The sequence below is a fragment of the Phaeobacter sp. HF9A genome (genome assembly GCF_011806385.1).
Classification (GTDB): Bacteria; Pseudomonadota; Alphaproteobacteria; order Rhodobacterales; family Rhodobacteraceae; genus Epibacterium.
Genome location: NZ_JAATOX010000025.1, coordinates 1 through 12,654, shown reverse-complemented (window position 1 = coordinate 12,654; position 12,654 = coordinate 1). Strand labels below are relative to the sequence as shown.

The window sequence follows — 12,654 nt, the reverse complement described above, 5'->3', positions numbered from 1 at the left end:
CGCGCTCCGGGATATTTGGAGTTAGAAGAAGATACGCGCGCGCTATTTTCTTCTAACGTCAAATATCCTGGGGTGAATTGGCCGAAAGGCCAAGAGGGGCAAAGCCCCTGCCGCCTGTGGCGCCGTTGATGAGGCCGCATATGCCGCTTGCGGGGCTGGTATTTGCGGCTTGCGTGGTCTATCCCGACGGGCACAGTCTCTGCGCGGCGCGGGAGCCACCCGCCGCGCCTCCTCTCCAGCGAAAGGCCCTTCGCCCATGAGCTATGAAACGCCCGGTCCCGTCGAAGCTGAACTGCGTGACGCCATCAGCCCGATTGAAGATATCATTGCCGAGGCCCGCGCGGGGCGGATGTATATTCTGGTCGATCACGAGGATCGCGAAAACGAAGGCGATCTGGTCATCGCGGCGGAGTTTGCCGATGCGGATGCGATCAATTTCATGGCCACCCATGGGCGCGGGCTGATCTGCCTTCCGATGACCGCAGAGCGGATCGACAGCCTTGGCCTGCCGATGATGGCGGTGAACAATTCCTCGCGCCATGAGACCGCCTTTACCGTCTCGATCGAGGCGCGGGAGGGGGTCTCCACCGGGATTTCCGCCGCGGATCGGGCGCTGACCGTGGCGACGGCGATCAACGAGCAGAACACGATGGCGGCGATCGCCACCCCGGGGCATGTGTTCCCGCTGCGCGCCAAGCGGGGCGGGGTCCTGGTGCGGGCGGGCCATACCGAGGCGGCGGTGGATATCTCGCGGCTGGCGGGGCTGAAGCCGGCCGGGGTGATCTGCGAGATCATGAAGGAAGACGGCACCATGGCGCGGCTGCCGGATCTGGTGGAGTTCGCCAGGCAGCATGACATGAAGATCGGCACGATTTCCGATCTGATTTCCTATCGCACCAAGAACGACAACCTGGTGGATGAGACCGGGCGCTCCAGCGTGAGCTCGGAATATGGCGGCGCGTGGGAGATGCGGCTGTTCACTGATCAGACCCACGGTGTGGAACATGTGGTGCTGATCAAGGGCGATATCACCACGCCCGAGCCGGTGCTGATCCGCACCCATGCGCTGCATGAGGCCTCCGATCTGCTGGGGCTTGGGCCAAAACCGGCGGGGGAGCTGCCCAGGGCGATGGAGCTGATCGCCGAGGAGGGGCGCGGCATTGTCTGCCTGTTCCGCCAGCCGCGCAATGCGCTCTATGCTGCCGAGGATGACGGGCCGCGCACCATCAAGCAGACCGGGCTTGGGGCGCAAATTCTCAATAAACTTGGGGTTCAGGAGCTGATCCTGCTCACCGACTCGCCGCAAACCAAATATATAGGTCTGGATGCCTATGGGTTGTCGATCGTCGGCACCCGTCCGATCCTGTCCTCCACGTCCTGAAGGAGCCCAACATCATGGCCGGACATGAAAGCCACTACATCCTGCCGCGGGCGGAATTTGACAAGCCGGTGAAGCTGCTGATCGTGGTGGCGCCTTACTACAAGGATATCGCCGACAATCTGGTCGCCGGTGCCAAGGCGGAGATCGAGGCGGCGGGCGGCAGCTATGAGCTGGTCGAGGTGCCCGGCGCGCTGGAGATTCCGACCGCGATCAGCATTTCCGACCGCGCGTCGAATTTCGACGGCTACGTGGCGCTGGGCTGCGTGATCCGGGGCGAGACCACCCATTACGATACGGTCTGCAATGACTCCAGCCGGGCGCTTCAGCTTTTGGGGCTTCAGGGGCTTTGCATCGGCAATGGCATCCTGACGGTGGAAAACCGCACACAGGCCGAGGTGCGTGCCAATCCGGACGACCAGAACAAAGGCGGCGGTGCCGCGGCTGCGGCCTTGCATCTCATTGCGCTGACGCGTAAGTGGGGCGCCCAGACCAAGGGAGTCGGCTTTAAGGTGCTAACGGACGATTCCAACCGGCTCGCTTAATCCCCCAAGAACCGGATCACCCCCGCCATGACCTCGACAGACGCCCCGAAACCGGGAAAGAACAAGACGCAGGCCCGCTCTGCTGCCCGTCTTTATGCGGTGCAGGCGCTGTTTCAGATGGAGCACAGCGATCAATCCTATGACAAGGTGATCGCCGAGTTCGAGAACCATCGCTTTGGCGCGGTCTATGAGGAAGGCGAGTTCGCCGAGGGCGACACCCGGCTGTTCCGTAAGCTGGTCAAGGATGTGGTCAACCATCAGGCCAAGATCGACCAGATGACCGACCGTGCCCTGGTGGCAAAATGGCCGATCGCCCGGATCGACCCCACCCTGCGGGCGCTGTTTCGCGCTGCGGGGGCCGAATTTGTCGAGAGCACGACCCCGGTCAAAGTGGTGATCAACGAATATGTCGACATCGCCCGGGCGTTTTTCCCCGAGGGGCGCGAGCCGAGTTTCGTCAATGCGGTGCTGGACCATATGGCGCGCGAAGCCCGTCCCGAGGCGTTCTGAGATAAGTCCTTGACTTGGGTTGAGTCTCGCGACGCAAAGTCCTAAAATATTATCAAAAGGTGCATGTTTTCCCGGCGTGCGCCTTTTTTCGTTCGTAAAGCGTCGCGTCTCATCTGTCTGCTGGGGCGTGGAGCGGCTTTAACTATATGATCGGGTTTTGTGGCGTGTTTGCGTTGCATCGGAAAACCTGTCAGCCTGAACCACATGGGCGGCGGCTTCAGGAATTGAACGAATTTATGAGCCCATCGAAAGAAAACGGACCAAAGAGTCTACTGACGCAGGAGGGGAGATGTTTTCTAATATAGTGGTGCCAGTTGACCTGGCACATGAGGCGGCTTTGCAGAAAGCTCTGCAAGTCGCCGCGGATCTGGCCAAGATCCATAACGCCGCAATATGTTATGTTGGCGTGACGTCGGCCAGCCCCGGAGTGGTTGCACACACGCCGGAAGAATATAAACAAAAGCTGGAAAATTTCGCTCAGAGCCAGGCTGCGCAACATGGGGTGCAAGCCTCCAGCCATACGATCCTCAGCCATGACCCGGCGATCGACCTGAACAAGGCGCTTGAAAAAGCGATCAGCGATCTGGGTGCCGATCTGGTGGTGATGGCGAGCCATGTTCCGAATATGTCCGATTATATCTGGACCGGACATGGGGCGCATGTGGCCGCACATAGCAAGGCCTCCGTGCTGCTGGTGCGGGCTTGAGATCTGACGAATTGATGAAACTCCGAAACGAAAGGCGGCATCCATGACCGACCAAACGACGGAATCGCCCGAGGGTATCCCAACCCCGGACGGGGCTGCTCATATTATCGACACCGATTATGAAATTGGACAGGACAACCTGGAAGGCTCGCTTGGGCCGATCGGGTTTGACATCCACAACCCGGTGTTTGCAGTCTCTGGCCTCGCGATCGTGGCCTTTGTGTTTTACGCGCTTGCTCTGCCTGAACAGGCAGGGACATTGTTTTCCTGGTTGTTCAGCTCTGTCACCAAGGGCTTTGATTGGTTCTTCCTCGGCGCCGCGAATATCTTTGTGATCTTCTGCCTGCTGCTGATTGTCACGCCGCTGGGCAAAGTGCGCCTCGGCGGCACCGAGGCAGTGCCGGATTACGGCTATGTCGGCTGGTTTGCGATGCTGTTCGCGGCCGGTATGGGCATCGGTCTGATGTTTTATGGCGTGTCCGAACCGCTGAGCCACTTTGGCTCTTCCATGGGCGGTACGGTTGTTGAAAACGGCGTGCGCACCGACTGGGCGCCCTTGGGCGCTGCCGCGGGCGATCAGGAAGCCGCGGCACGTCTGGCGATGGCGGCGACGATCTTCCACTGGGGTCTGCACCCCTGGGCGATCTATGCGGTTGTGGCGCTGGCGCTGGCATTGTTCAGCTATAACAAGGGTCTGCCGCTGACCATTCGCTCGGCCTTCTATCCGATCTTTGGCGATGCGGTCTGGGGCTGGGTGGGTCACGTGATCGACATCCTTGCGGTTTTTGCCACGCTGTTTGGTCTGGCAACCTCGCTCGGCTTTGGCGCAACCCAGGCGAATGCGGGTCTGAACGAGCTGTTCGGCCTGCCGATCGGCTCCACCACCGAGGTGATCCTGATCACCATCATCACCTCGATCGCGCTGGTTTCGGTGATGCGTGGCCTGGATGGCGGCGTGAAAGTGCTGTCGGAAATCAACATGGGGCTGGCCTTCGTTCTGCTGATCTTTGTGCTGCTGGTGGGACCGACCATGTTCCTCTTGTCGCTGTTCTGGGAGTCGCTGGTCGCCTATATCGAGTATCTGCCGGCGCTGTCGAACCCGATCGGCCGTGAGGACGTGAACTTCAGCCAGGGCTGGACCTCGTTCTACTGGGCCTGGTGGATCTCCTGGTCGCCCTTCGTCGGCATGTTCATTGCCCGCGTCAGCCGTGGCCGTACCGTGCGCGAGTTCATGATTTGCGTGCTGTTGATCCCCTCGATGGTCTGTGTGCTGTGGATGAGCGTCTTTGGCGGCACCGCAATTCACCAGGTGATCGCCGATGGCTACACCGCCGCACAAGACGCCGGTCTGCCGCTTCAGCTCTTTAAGATGCTGAACGTCATGCCGCTGGCCAGCATCACCTCGCTGGTGGGTATCGTGCTGGTGATCGTGTTCTTCGTGACCTCCTCGGACTCCGGTTCGCTGGTCATCGACACCATCACCGCAGGCGGCAAAGTGGACGCCCCGGCAGCGCAGCGGGCCTTCTGGTGCATCTTTGAGGGCGCCGTAGCGATCGTGCTGCTGCTCTCTGCCGGTGGTCTGCAATCGCTGCAATCCATGGTGATCTCCACCGGTCTGCCGTTCACGGTGGTGCTGCTGGTCATGTGCTTTGCGATCTATCGCGGCCTGATGAGCGAACGTCGCCACACCTGATCGCAGGTCTTTTGAAAACAACAAACGGCGCCTCTTTCGGGGCGCCGTTTTTTATTGCGGATGGGGCCGGGCTATCTGCCGAGCAGCGCTTCCAGCTTGGCCCGTGTCGCAGCGTCGAGCCGGTCCAGATGCACGGTCAGGCTCTTGCCGTCATGGCTGGCCTCTGCCGGGGGCAGGTTGTTGGCGCGGCCGGGGGCGATGGCATAGGGGTGCACGTCGCGGCTGATCCCCTTGAACTGCATCGCGGGCATTGGCTCTGCCGCCACAAAGTCGCGCACATGGGCGTAGGTCTCGTGGCTCATCACGATGCCACCGGGTTCGGCGGCGGCTTCCAGCCGGGCGGCGAGATTGGCCTCGGCGCCGATGATGGTGTAATCCATCCGCTCGCGCGAGCCGAAGTTGCCGACGTTGCAATAGCCGGTGTTGATGCCGATGCGGGCGCGGAAGGGGCGGTCGATGCCGCGCGCCCGCCATTCCTGTTCCAGCTCGCCCAGCCGCTCCTGCATCTCCAGCGCCATGCGAACGCAGGCGCGCGCGTCCTCGGCGGTGCCAAGGGTTTCGGGGTCGCCAAAGAAGGCCACGATGGCATCGCCGATGAACTTGTCGATGGTGGCGCCATGTTTGGCCGCGATCACCGACATTTCGGTGAAATACTCGTTCAGCAGCGCGGTGAGCTCCTCCGGTTGCAGGGTCTCGGCGGTTTGGGTGAAATCCTTGATGTCAGAGAAAAACACCGTCAGCTTTTTCCGCTCGGTGGAGATTTCAGCATCCTTTTCGCCCGAGAAGATCGACCGGTAGACCTGCGGCGACAGGTAGCGCGAGATCTTCATCGAAATCCCGGCCAGGAATTCATTGTTGGAGGAAAGCTCCTCGCTGAGTTTCTTGAACCGGTTGGCCAGCCGCAGCTGATGCAGCGCAAAGACCACGCCAAGGCTGCCTGCGACGATCATATAGGCCAGCAGATGGCTGAAGGACATCAGGCTGACCGCCACCGGTTGGCTGATGCTGTAGGATTGAACGCCCCGGATATCGCCCACCTTCCAGTCGGTCTTGGCGCTTTGGGGGTGGCTGTTGTGGCAGGCGACGCAGGTGGGCTCCATCACCACCGGGGTGACCATGGTCAGGCTATGGGCAAAGAGGCTGGCATCCTCGTTGCGAAAGAACAGATGCGGCCGGTCGCTGCCCGCCCGGAACTCCGCCAGCGCGCGGCTTTCCTCTGCGGTCAGGCTGCTCTCTCCGCGCCCCTTGAAGGGATAATCCGAGGCAAAGCGATAGCGCAGGTTCAACCCGTGAGAGGAGATCTGCTCTCCCAGCTCGATCGCCATGGTGGCGGGGATCGGGATGGCGCCGTCCTGATCGTGATACTCATGGGTGGCAACCGTAGGGCTGTCGGGGTCCAGCCGGGCAATCACGTTCTGCGCGTAATAGCTGCGCATGGTGTCCAGCACCGCATCCAGCGCCTGTGTCTGGCGGCGCAGGGATTGATCGGTGATCGCCATCAGGTCCAGCCAGACCATCAGGGGCAGGGTGACAATGGCAATGCCGATCCCCCAGTTGATCAGATGGGGCCGATTGACGAGAAACCGACCGATCCGCTGTGTGAATGCCATGAGCCCTGTCCCCTTGCCGCCAGTCGCGGGTTATGTCTGGGGCTCATCGGCCCCTTTGGAGTGTTATACGCAGAAAGGCGGTAAAATCGTCGCAGCTTCTTTGCAAGGCTGGACCGGGGGCATGTTCGACCCTATCTTTTGGTTGAAACCAGCGCGGAGGCAGCCATGCCAGAACTCATCAAACTCTATATCCGCAGTGCGATCTGGGGCGCGGTGCTTGCCGCGATCTTTGTGGCGCTGCTCTTGTGGTTCAATATCGCCAATCTGGGATCGCTGGTCTTTGGCAGCGACGCCGGGCTGGTTGCGGTCTTTGCGCTGTGGATCTCCAACGGCGTGGTGTTTGGCGGCGTGCAGTTTGGCTTCAAGATCATGTCGATGGCCGAGCGCGACGACACCCCGCGCGGCGGTCGCCGCATCGGTGCGCAGATGCAGCCGGAGCTGCGCCCGATTCCGGTGCCCGCCACAGCCAAGCGCCCCGCTGCGCAACGCCGGGGCTGATCCCGCCTGACGCCGGGACGGCAGATCACGGAAAAGACAAAGGCCGCGTCCGGGATCCCGGGGCGCGGCCTCTTTCGTCGTGGTGCTGCGTCTTGGCGCAGCGCCTCCCATGGAGGAGACAGTGGCGAGAACCGCCAGTCAACCGTGCGGCTTTGATTCCCGAGGACCTGTATGTACAGGTGGGCGCCAGGTAAATGGACCAGGATCCAGACAGAGCCAGCTCCCTCGGATTTGCTTAAGGCCACTGGAATGCTGCCTGTCACAAGAAGGGCAGAACCCGCCTGAGGCATTACCTAATGTGGCGGAGGGGCCGGCACAAGGGGGCAGGGCGCTGCGGTGGGGCTTGATTTTTGTTCATGAATTGTTCACCCTGGGGCATGGCAAAGCTGATCTCGAATTCCACGGCGTCCCTGGCTGAGGACGGACCCTTCGATCCGGGCCTCGCGCCGGAGGGGCGCGCGCTGGCGAATATGCAACCCGGCCAACGGCTTGCCCGTGGGGTGGGGCGCTATTTGCGGTCGCTTGGCTTTGCCGGGATCGAGGAATTCGTGCCCTGCCGGGGGCTGCGGGTGGATGTGATGGCGCTGGGGCCCAAGGGGGAGCTTTGGGTGATCGAGTGCAAATCCAGCCGCGCCGATTTTCAGGGCGACAGCAAATGGCAGGGCTATCTGGAGTGGTGCGACCGCTATTTCTGGGCGGTGGATACGGATTTCCCGACCGCGCTGTTGCCGGAGGACAGCGGGCTGATCCTTGCGGATGCCTATGATGCGGAGGTGGTTCGAATGGCGCCGGAGCAAAAGCTGGCGCCGGCGCGGCGCAAAAAGCTGATCCAGAAATTCGCCATGGATGCGGCCCATCGGCTGCACCGTCTGCGCGATCCGCGCCCCGGACGGGATGGGCTGCTGATCGCCGCCCCCGAGGCTGGATCCGGGGCGTGAGCCAGGCGCGCTCGGGCCGGGTCTGTATGCGCCCTGGGGCGCGGGATCAGGCGATCAGATCCATCGCCGCCTTGGCAGGTGGCACGATGTAGATAATGTCGCCTGCGCCATCCAGTTGCAGGGCCAGGATGCGCTGTGCTTCCTGCGGGGCGGCGGCCTCTTCTGCGGGCGTTTCCTCAAACGGGTCCACCGGCGCCAGCAGCGCGTCCTGTACGGTGGGCACCTTGGGGGCTGCCTGTGCCGGGCTGCTCCGCGCGGGGTCAACCGCACCGGCCGTCTGGGTCAGATCCACACGCTCGGGCGAGGGAGGCGCGGCGGGGTCCTGCGACAGATTGCCGGTGAGGCCGACATCGCGATCCGTGACCAGCGCGGCGGCTTCTCGATCCGGCTGGCTGCGTTGCAGCTGCTCGTAGGCGTTGCGAGCGAGGGTGATCAGATCGGCGCTGGCGCGCTGCTGCTCTTCTGTCAGGGGCAAGGCGACGATGGTGGCGCTGGCGCGGTTCGACGTTGCGGGCGCGGCCTGGGAGGCGGCCTCCGTGCGGGTCTCTCGGCGCTGCGAGGCGGCGGGAGACGGCCCTTCGGGGCGGCCCAGGATCATCACGCCTTCGTCCATCACGTAGATGACGCGGGGCGCGCGGTCCGCTGCGGTGGCGGCGCTAAAGGGGGCCGTCGGGGTTTCTACCGCCGACGGCAGACGTTCCGGCGTTTTGCCGGACTGCTGCATCGCGTCACCGGAGGGAAATACCGCGATGGCATTCATGTCCTCCGCCGGTTTCGCGGGCAAGGCGCCGGTTTGCGTCTGGAGGAAGGTCAGCACCCGCTCCATCTGCGTCACCGTATCGGAAATCTGCTCCATCGCGACCTTCCAGCCGGGCTGGGGCGGTTTGGAGACCTGGTCGATCAGCTTGTTGCGGGCCCGGCGGGCCTGGGCGACGTGGTTTTGCAGCTGATTGGTGGTCAGGCTGTCGGTGTTGGAAAGGGAGAGCGCTGCCGCCTGCGGCCCGTTGGCCGAAGCGATGGCGCCCGGCAGGTTGACCAGTACCCCCAAAGGTGGGGTGGAAAATTCATACATAGCACAGGCTCCAAGTAGACACTTGACGTCTCTTAATCATCTGGAGACTTAGGTTAACACGGCCCTAACCTACGTAAATGCAACGGATAAAATCTTACGCATATCCCTATGTGGGCATGGGTATTAGCCAATTAACCAGAGCCTGGCCGGGTAAGGCTGCGCGCCGTGCCCGGGCCATTTCCCGGCAACAATAAGGCGCAAAAAAGCCGGGCGCTGGGCCCGGCCTGTCGGTCGCCAATTTTTTGTTACTTTGACGGCGCGTCAGTCGCTGACGGCACGGGCGGCCATGGCGGCTGCACGAATTTCATCAGCGATTTCATCGGCTTCTTCGGGATCGAAATCCATCGGAACTTCGACGCCATTGGCTTCGATGAAAATACGAACCATGCCAGCATCGGTCGGGCCGATTTGCATGTTGGCTTCGATATCGCGTTCGGTGTTGATACCCATGTGCCGCTCCTTTGGGGGCCAAGCTGTGAAGGCATATCTGCTAGCTTGCAAACGCTTAAAAGGCAAGATGTTCCCCGAAAAACCCGCAGGCGCGGCCACCGGAAGGACCGAAAGATCAACGGCCTCGCCACTTGGATATAGAATCACCCCATTTGAAAGGCCGCCCGCCACGGCAGCGCCAGGCCGCTCAGGGGCGGGCCCGGGTGGGGCAAAGGCGCCAAGTTCGGCCCGTGTCAAAGGGGTCAGCACAGAGAATTCGGGCTTCTGCAAAAAACTTGTGACATGGCCTCTTGCGCTCTGATTTTCTGTGCTATAAACGGCCCCTCAGTGCCGCCTTAGCTCAGTTGGTTAGAGCGCTGGATTGTGGATCCAGAGGTCCCCTGTTCAAGCCAGGGAGGCGGTACCATTCCCCACCACACAGACAAAAAAGATTGAAATACACCAGCTCCACGGCGTGATCTCGGGGCTAGGGGCGTAGCCCCATGGCGGCTTGGGTCTTTACCTGATGGCTCCTGCGTTTCGCTATTTTCTTGCAATCTTCGCCGGTTCAGCCGCGCGAAGTCGCAGCTGTCGGGCGGTTCATACCTTATGCACGCCTCGCAAGAGCCTGGAGCCTGCGGCGTGCGCTATTCGAGATTGGTCGGACCTGCACTGGCCTCTGTGGTGGTCGTCGCGGTGTCACCCCCGGAGGAGATCACGGTCAGCGCTACACCCACAGCGACGGTTGTTCCTGCAATGCCAGTGCCACCAAGGCCGCCGGTGCCCAGCCCGTTGCCGCCGCCGGTTCCGCTATTGGCATTGCCGGCATTGCTGGTGCTGTTTGGCGTGTTTTGACGGCAAGTGGCTTGCAGCAGACCACCCGGCAGATAGGTCGCCGAAACCAGGGTTCCCGAACCGCAGACCAGCCGCGCGCGGGCTTCTGCGGCGGCGGCACCCTGAGCGTGGGAGGCCGTGGCGGGTAGGATCATGCAAAGGGCGGCGCAGCAAAGCTGTTTGATTGAACTCATGATAAACTCTATTTGGCAAAAGACATCGTCATCAGCAGGACGCAGTTCATGTCTTAAGGCAATGGCGGCAAAAATTCGATGATTTTCTAGCGCGAGCCCGGCAGCGCGGCTTGATCAGCGGAATGCTGCCGGAATGTTGGAGTTTTACTGAGGGTCGCGCCCGGGGGGCCGATTTTGCCACAGGCAGGCTTCGCAGCTGGGGTGTCTTGGGCTAACCTTGCCACGTGAATACATCGGTTTTTGGTAGTTTTTGGAGGTCAAGATGAAACAGTCAGTGGCAGCAATTGGGGCCGCCTGTTTGATTGTGAGCGGGCAGGTTGCGCAGGCGCAGCAGCAGCTGGTCTATACGGTCGTTGTGCCCTCGGGGCAGTTCGGGTCGGCCAGTTTTGCGCAATCCCTGGTGACCAGTCTTGCCACGGTGCAGGCCTTCTGTGCCGGGATCAGCGATACCAGTTATCGGGTGGACTGTCTGGCGGAGCGGCTGGACGCGGTGTCCTCCGAGATCCCGGATGGCACCGATTACGACGAGGTGCGCGCGGTGTTGCAGGATACCTCCAGCAAGCTGGAAAACCTGGCTCGCGGCAATCGGGCCTCTGGCAATGGGGCCGTGCGGGTGACCAGCACCAAGCCGGGCGGCGGTGCGACGGCGCGGCCACTGACGGCGGTGGATGCGGCGCGGCTGGATGCGGTCAACCAGCAGGCCGAGGCCATTCTGGAAGAGGCGCGCACGGTGCTGCTGCGCAGTGCGGGCAGCAAGGAACGGCGCAACCAATATACCCGCATCGCCCAGGCGCTGGATTCCACCAAGGTTCTGCTGCGCTCCTGAGGCGCGCATTGGCCGGAAGGTCTCTGGCCTAGTCGATATGCAGGCTTTGGCGTACATCGCCGGTGGCAGCATCCAGGATCAGGATGTCGTCATCGGTGGTGACGACAGCGATCCAGTCGCCGCCAAAGGTCACGGCGCGCGCGGTCGCGCCCTCTGGCAGGGTGATCTCTGCCGGCAGTTGTGGCATTGCCGGTTTTTCCGCGCCGGTCCACAAGCGGATGACAAGCAGCGGGAATACCACTAGAACCCCGGCGACCATGGTCAGGGTGAGCATGGTCACGGAGCGTCGCAGCACACGCAGCTGCGTCGGTTCGTCTTGTGTTTCAGGATCGGAAGGATCTGCCATGGCCAGCCGCCGCATTGAATTTGTGATCGCGGAAACTCCGCCCAAGCGGCTTGATAAAGCAATTGCGCGCGATGTGCCAGACGAAGCCAACCTGTCGCGCACCCGTCTGGCGCGGCTGATCGAGGAGGGCCAGGTCCTGGTGGATGGCGTGGTGATGCGCGATGCTAAGGCGAAGCTTTCGGAAGGCGCGCAGATCGTGATCACGGTGGAGGAGGCCACGGACAGCCATATCGGCCCCGAGGAGATCCCGCTGGAGGTGGTCTATGAGGATGACGATCTGATCGTGATCAACAAACCGGCGGGCATGGTGGTGCATCCGGCGCCGGGCAGCCCTTCGGGGACGTTGGTCAATGCCTTGCTGCATCACTGTGGCGACGCGCTGTCCGGTGTGGGCGGGGTGAAACGCCCGGGCATTGTGCATCGGATCGACAAGGAGACCTCGGGGCTTCTGGTGGTGGCGAAATCCGATGCGGCGCATCAGGGGCTGGCGGCGCAGTTTGAGCGCCACACGGTGGAGCGCTACTATCAGGCACTGTGCTATGGCACGCCGGACGGCACCGATCCGCGTCTGCGCGGGGTGCGGGGGGTGAGCTTTGAGCCCGGCCATATCCTGAAGATCACCACCCAGCTGGCGCGTCACAAGACCGACCGGCAGCGTCAGGCGGTGCTGTTTGAGGGCGGGCGCCACGCGGTGACCCGGGCGCGGATTGTCGAAGGCTTTGGCACGCCGCCGGTGGTCTCGCTGGTGGAATGCTGGCTGGAGACCGGGCGCACCCATCAGATCCGGGTGCATCTGGCGCATGCGGGGCATGGCTTGCTGGGCGATCCGACCTATGGCGGCAAGCGCAAGCTTTCGCCCAAGGTGCTGAGCCCGCAGGGGATCTCGGCGATTTCGCAGTTCCAGCGCCAGGCGCTGCATGCGGCGGTGCTGGGGTTCAAACATCCGGTGCAGGGCGAGGAGATGCGTTTTGAGGCGCCCTTGCCGCAGGATATGCAGGATCTGATCGCGGCGCTGCGGCTGCCGGTGTCGGGATAGGCCGTGCGGTCGGCGCCTGAGATATTTCGCTTCGGGCTG

The 12,654-nt window shown here is 62.3% G+C and carries 14 protein-coding genes and 1 tRNA gene; 10 read left to right on the top strand and 5 right to left on the bottom strand.

Annotation, left to right across the window (positions count from 1 at the left end; genetic code table 11):
- Positions 1–256 precede the first annotated feature (256 nt).
- The 5 genes from ribB to HCZ87_RS06810 all read left to right on the top strand — a co-directional run bounded on the left by ribB (position 257) and on the right by HCZ87_RS06810 (position 4,832).
- Positions 257–1,381 carry a 3,4-dihydroxy-2-butanone-4-phosphate synthase gene (ribB, locus tag HCZ87_RS06830; protein WP_167643018.1) on the top strand — a complete coding sequence of 375 codons (1,125 nt, stop codon included), beginning with the start codon at positions 257–259 and terminating at the stop codon, positions 1,379–1,381.
- Between the two features lie 14 nt (positions 1,382–1,395).
- Positions 1,396–1,923 (top strand): 6,7-dimethyl-8-ribityllumazine synthase, encoded by a 528-nt coding sequence (locus HCZ87_RS06825; protein ID WP_167643017.1) that lies wholly within the window; start codon positions 1,396–1,398, stop codon positions 1,921–1,923.
- Positions 1,924–1,950: 27 nt separating this feature from the next.
- Positions 1,951–2,433 carry a transcription antitermination factor NusB gene (nusB, locus tag HCZ87_RS06820; protein WP_167643016.1) on the top strand — a complete coding sequence of 161 codons (483 nt, stop codon included), beginning with the start codon at positions 1,951–1,953 and terminating at the stop codon, positions 2,431–2,433.
- A 289-nt stretch (positions 2,434–2,722) separates the two neighbouring features.
- Positions 2,723–3,139 carry a universal stress protein gene (locus tag HCZ87_RS06815; protein ID WP_167643015.1) on the top strand — a complete coding sequence of 139 codons (417 nt, stop codon included), beginning with the start codon at positions 2,723–2,725 and terminating at the stop codon, positions 3,137–3,139.
- A 43-nt stretch (positions 3,140–3,182) separates the two neighbouring features.
- Entirely contained in the window at positions 3,183–4,832 is a 1,650-nt protein-coding gene (locus tag HCZ87_RS06810; RefSeq protein ID WP_167643014.1) for a BCCT family transporter, read from the top strand.
- Positions 4,833–4,903: 71 nt separating this feature from the next.
- Here the strand turns inward: HCZ87_RS06810 and HCZ87_RS06805 are convergent, their stop codons facing one another.
- The gene (locus HCZ87_RS06805; RefSeq protein ID WP_167643013.1) at positions 4,904–6,442 is read right to left on the bottom strand and encodes an adenylate/guanylate cyclase domain-containing protein; all 1,539 of its coding nucleotides are present in this window, start codon (positions 6,440–6,442) and stop codon (positions 4,904–4,906) included.
- A gap of 165 nt (positions 6,443–6,607) precedes the next feature.
- On the opposite strand from HCZ87_RS06805, the gene HCZ87_RS06800 reads away from it, so the two are divergent.
- Both HCZ87_RS06800 and HCZ87_RS06795 read left to right on the top strand, forming a co-directional pair.
- The gene (locus HCZ87_RS06800; RefSeq protein WP_167643012.1) at positions 6,608–6,940 is read left to right on the top strand and encodes a hypothetical protein; all 333 of its coding nucleotides are present in this window, start codon (positions 6,608–6,610) and stop codon (positions 6,938–6,940) included.
- A gap of 470 nt (positions 6,941–7,410) precedes the next feature.
- On the top strand, positions 7,411–7,878 hold the full coding sequence (locus HCZ87_RS06795) for an MmcB family DNA repair protein (protein WP_167643042.1): 468 nt from the start codon (positions 7,411–7,413) through the stop codon (positions 7,876–7,878).
- A 46-nt stretch (positions 7,879–7,924) separates the two neighbouring features.
- On the opposite strand, the gene HCZ87_RS06790 is transcribed toward HCZ87_RS06795, so the two are convergent.
- Together HCZ87_RS06790 and HCZ87_RS06785 are read right to left on the bottom strand one after the other, a co-directional pair.
- A complete protein-coding gene (locus HCZ87_RS06790; RefSeq protein WP_167643011.1) occupies positions 7,925–8,950 on the bottom strand; it encodes a chemotaxis protein CheA in 1,026 nt (341 codons plus the stop codon).
- A gap of 261 nt (positions 8,951–9,211) precedes the next feature.
- Complete coding sequence (locus HCZ87_RS06785) at positions 9,212–9,400, bottom strand: DUF6324 family protein (protein ID WP_167643010.1); 189 nt, start codon at positions 9,398–9,400, stop codon at positions 9,212–9,214.
- A 329-nt stretch (positions 9,401–9,729) separates the two neighbouring features.
- Here HCZ87_RS06785 and HCZ87_RS06780 point away from each other — a divergent pair.
- Positions 9,730–9,806, top strand: a tRNA-His gene (locus HCZ87_RS06780).
- A 220-nt stretch (positions 9,807–10,026) separates the two neighbouring features.
- Here HCZ87_RS06780 and HCZ87_RS06775 read toward each other — a convergent pair.
- Complete coding sequence (locus tag HCZ87_RS06775) at positions 10,027–10,407, bottom strand: hypothetical protein (protein WP_167643009.1); 381 nt, start codon at positions 10,405–10,407, stop codon at positions 10,027–10,029.
- A 262-nt stretch (positions 10,408–10,669) separates the two neighbouring features.
- Here HCZ87_RS06775 and HCZ87_RS06770 point away from each other — a divergent pair, with 262 nt between their 5' ends.
- Positions 10,670–11,233, top strand: coding sequence for a hypothetical protein (locus HCZ87_RS06770; RefSeq protein WP_167643008.1), 564 nt, complete (start codon positions 10,670–10,672; stop codon positions 11,231–11,233).
- Between the two features lie 28 nt (positions 11,234–11,261).
- Here HCZ87_RS06770 and HCZ87_RS06765 read toward each other — a convergent pair whose 3' ends face one another.
- Positions 11,262–11,579 carry a DUF6476 family protein gene (locus tag HCZ87_RS06765; protein WP_167643007.1) on the bottom strand — a complete coding sequence of 106 codons (318 nt, stop codon included), beginning with the start codon at positions 11,577–11,579 and terminating at the stop codon, positions 11,262–11,264.
- Between HCZ87_RS06765 and HCZ87_RS06760 the strand changes: the two genes are divergently transcribed.
- On the top strand, positions 11,578–12,615 hold the full coding sequence (locus HCZ87_RS06760; RefSeq protein WP_167643006.1) for an RluA family pseudouridine synthase: 1,038 nt from the start codon (positions 11,578–11,580) through the stop codon (positions 12,613–12,615). The genes HCZ87_RS06765 and HCZ87_RS06760 overlap by 2 nt on opposite strands.
- Positions 12,616–12,654 lie beyond the last annotated feature (39 nt).

Excerpts from the sequence above, each read along its gene's own strand:
- ribB (WP_167643018.1), top strand. The coding sequence starts at position 257 with ATGAGCTATGAAACGCCCGGTCCCGTCGAAGCTGAACTGCGTGACGCC.
- HCZ87_RS06825 (WP_167643017.1), top strand. The coding sequence starts at position 1,396 with ATGGCCGGACATGAAAGCCACTACATCCTGCCGCGGGCGGAATTTGAC.
- nusB (WP_167643016.1), top strand. The coding sequence starts at position 1,951 with ATGACCTCGACAGACGCCCCGAAACCGGGAAAGAACAAGACGCAGGCC.
- HCZ87_RS06815 (WP_167643015.1), top strand. The coding sequence starts at position 2,723 with ATGTTTTCTAATATAGTGGTGCCAGTTGACCTGGCACATGAGGCGGCT.
- HCZ87_RS06810 (WP_167643014.1), top strand. The coding sequence starts at position 3,183 with ATGACCGACCAAACGACGGAATCGCCCGAGGGTATCCCAACCCCGGAC.
- HCZ87_RS06805 (WP_167643013.1), bottom strand. The coding sequence starts at position 6,442 with ATGGCATTCACACAGCGGATCGGTCGGTTTCTCGTCAATCGGCCCCAT.
- HCZ87_RS06800 (WP_167643012.1), top strand. The coding sequence starts at position 6,608 with ATGCCAGAACTCATCAAACTCTATATCCGCAGTGCGATCTGGGGCGCG.
- HCZ87_RS06795 (WP_167643042.1), top strand. The coding sequence starts at position 7,411 with ATGCAACCCGGCCAACGGCTTGCCCGTGGGGTGGGGCGCTATTTGCGG.
- HCZ87_RS06790 (WP_167643011.1), bottom strand. The coding sequence starts at position 8,950 with ATGTATGAATTTTCCACCCCACCTTTGGGGGTACTGGTCAACCTGCCG.
- HCZ87_RS06785 (WP_167643010.1), bottom strand. The coding sequence starts at position 9,400 with ATGGGTATCAACACCGAACGCGATATCGAAGCCAACATGCAAATCGGC.
- HCZ87_RS06775 (WP_167643009.1), bottom strand. The coding sequence starts at position 10,407 with ATGAGTTCAATCAAACAGCTTTGCTGCGCCGCCCTTTGCATGATCCTA.
- HCZ87_RS06770 (WP_167643008.1), top strand. The coding sequence starts at position 10,670 with ATGAAACAGTCAGTGGCAGCAATTGGGGCCGCCTGTTTGATTGTGAGC.
- HCZ87_RS06760 (WP_167643006.1), top strand. The coding sequence starts at position 11,578 with ATGGCCAGCCGCCGCATTGAATTTGTGATCGCGGAAACTCCGCCCAAG.
- HCZ87_RS06765 (WP_167643007.1), bottom strand. The coding sequence starts at position 11,579 with ATGGCAGATCCTTCCGATCCTGAAACACAAGACGAACCGACGCAGCTG.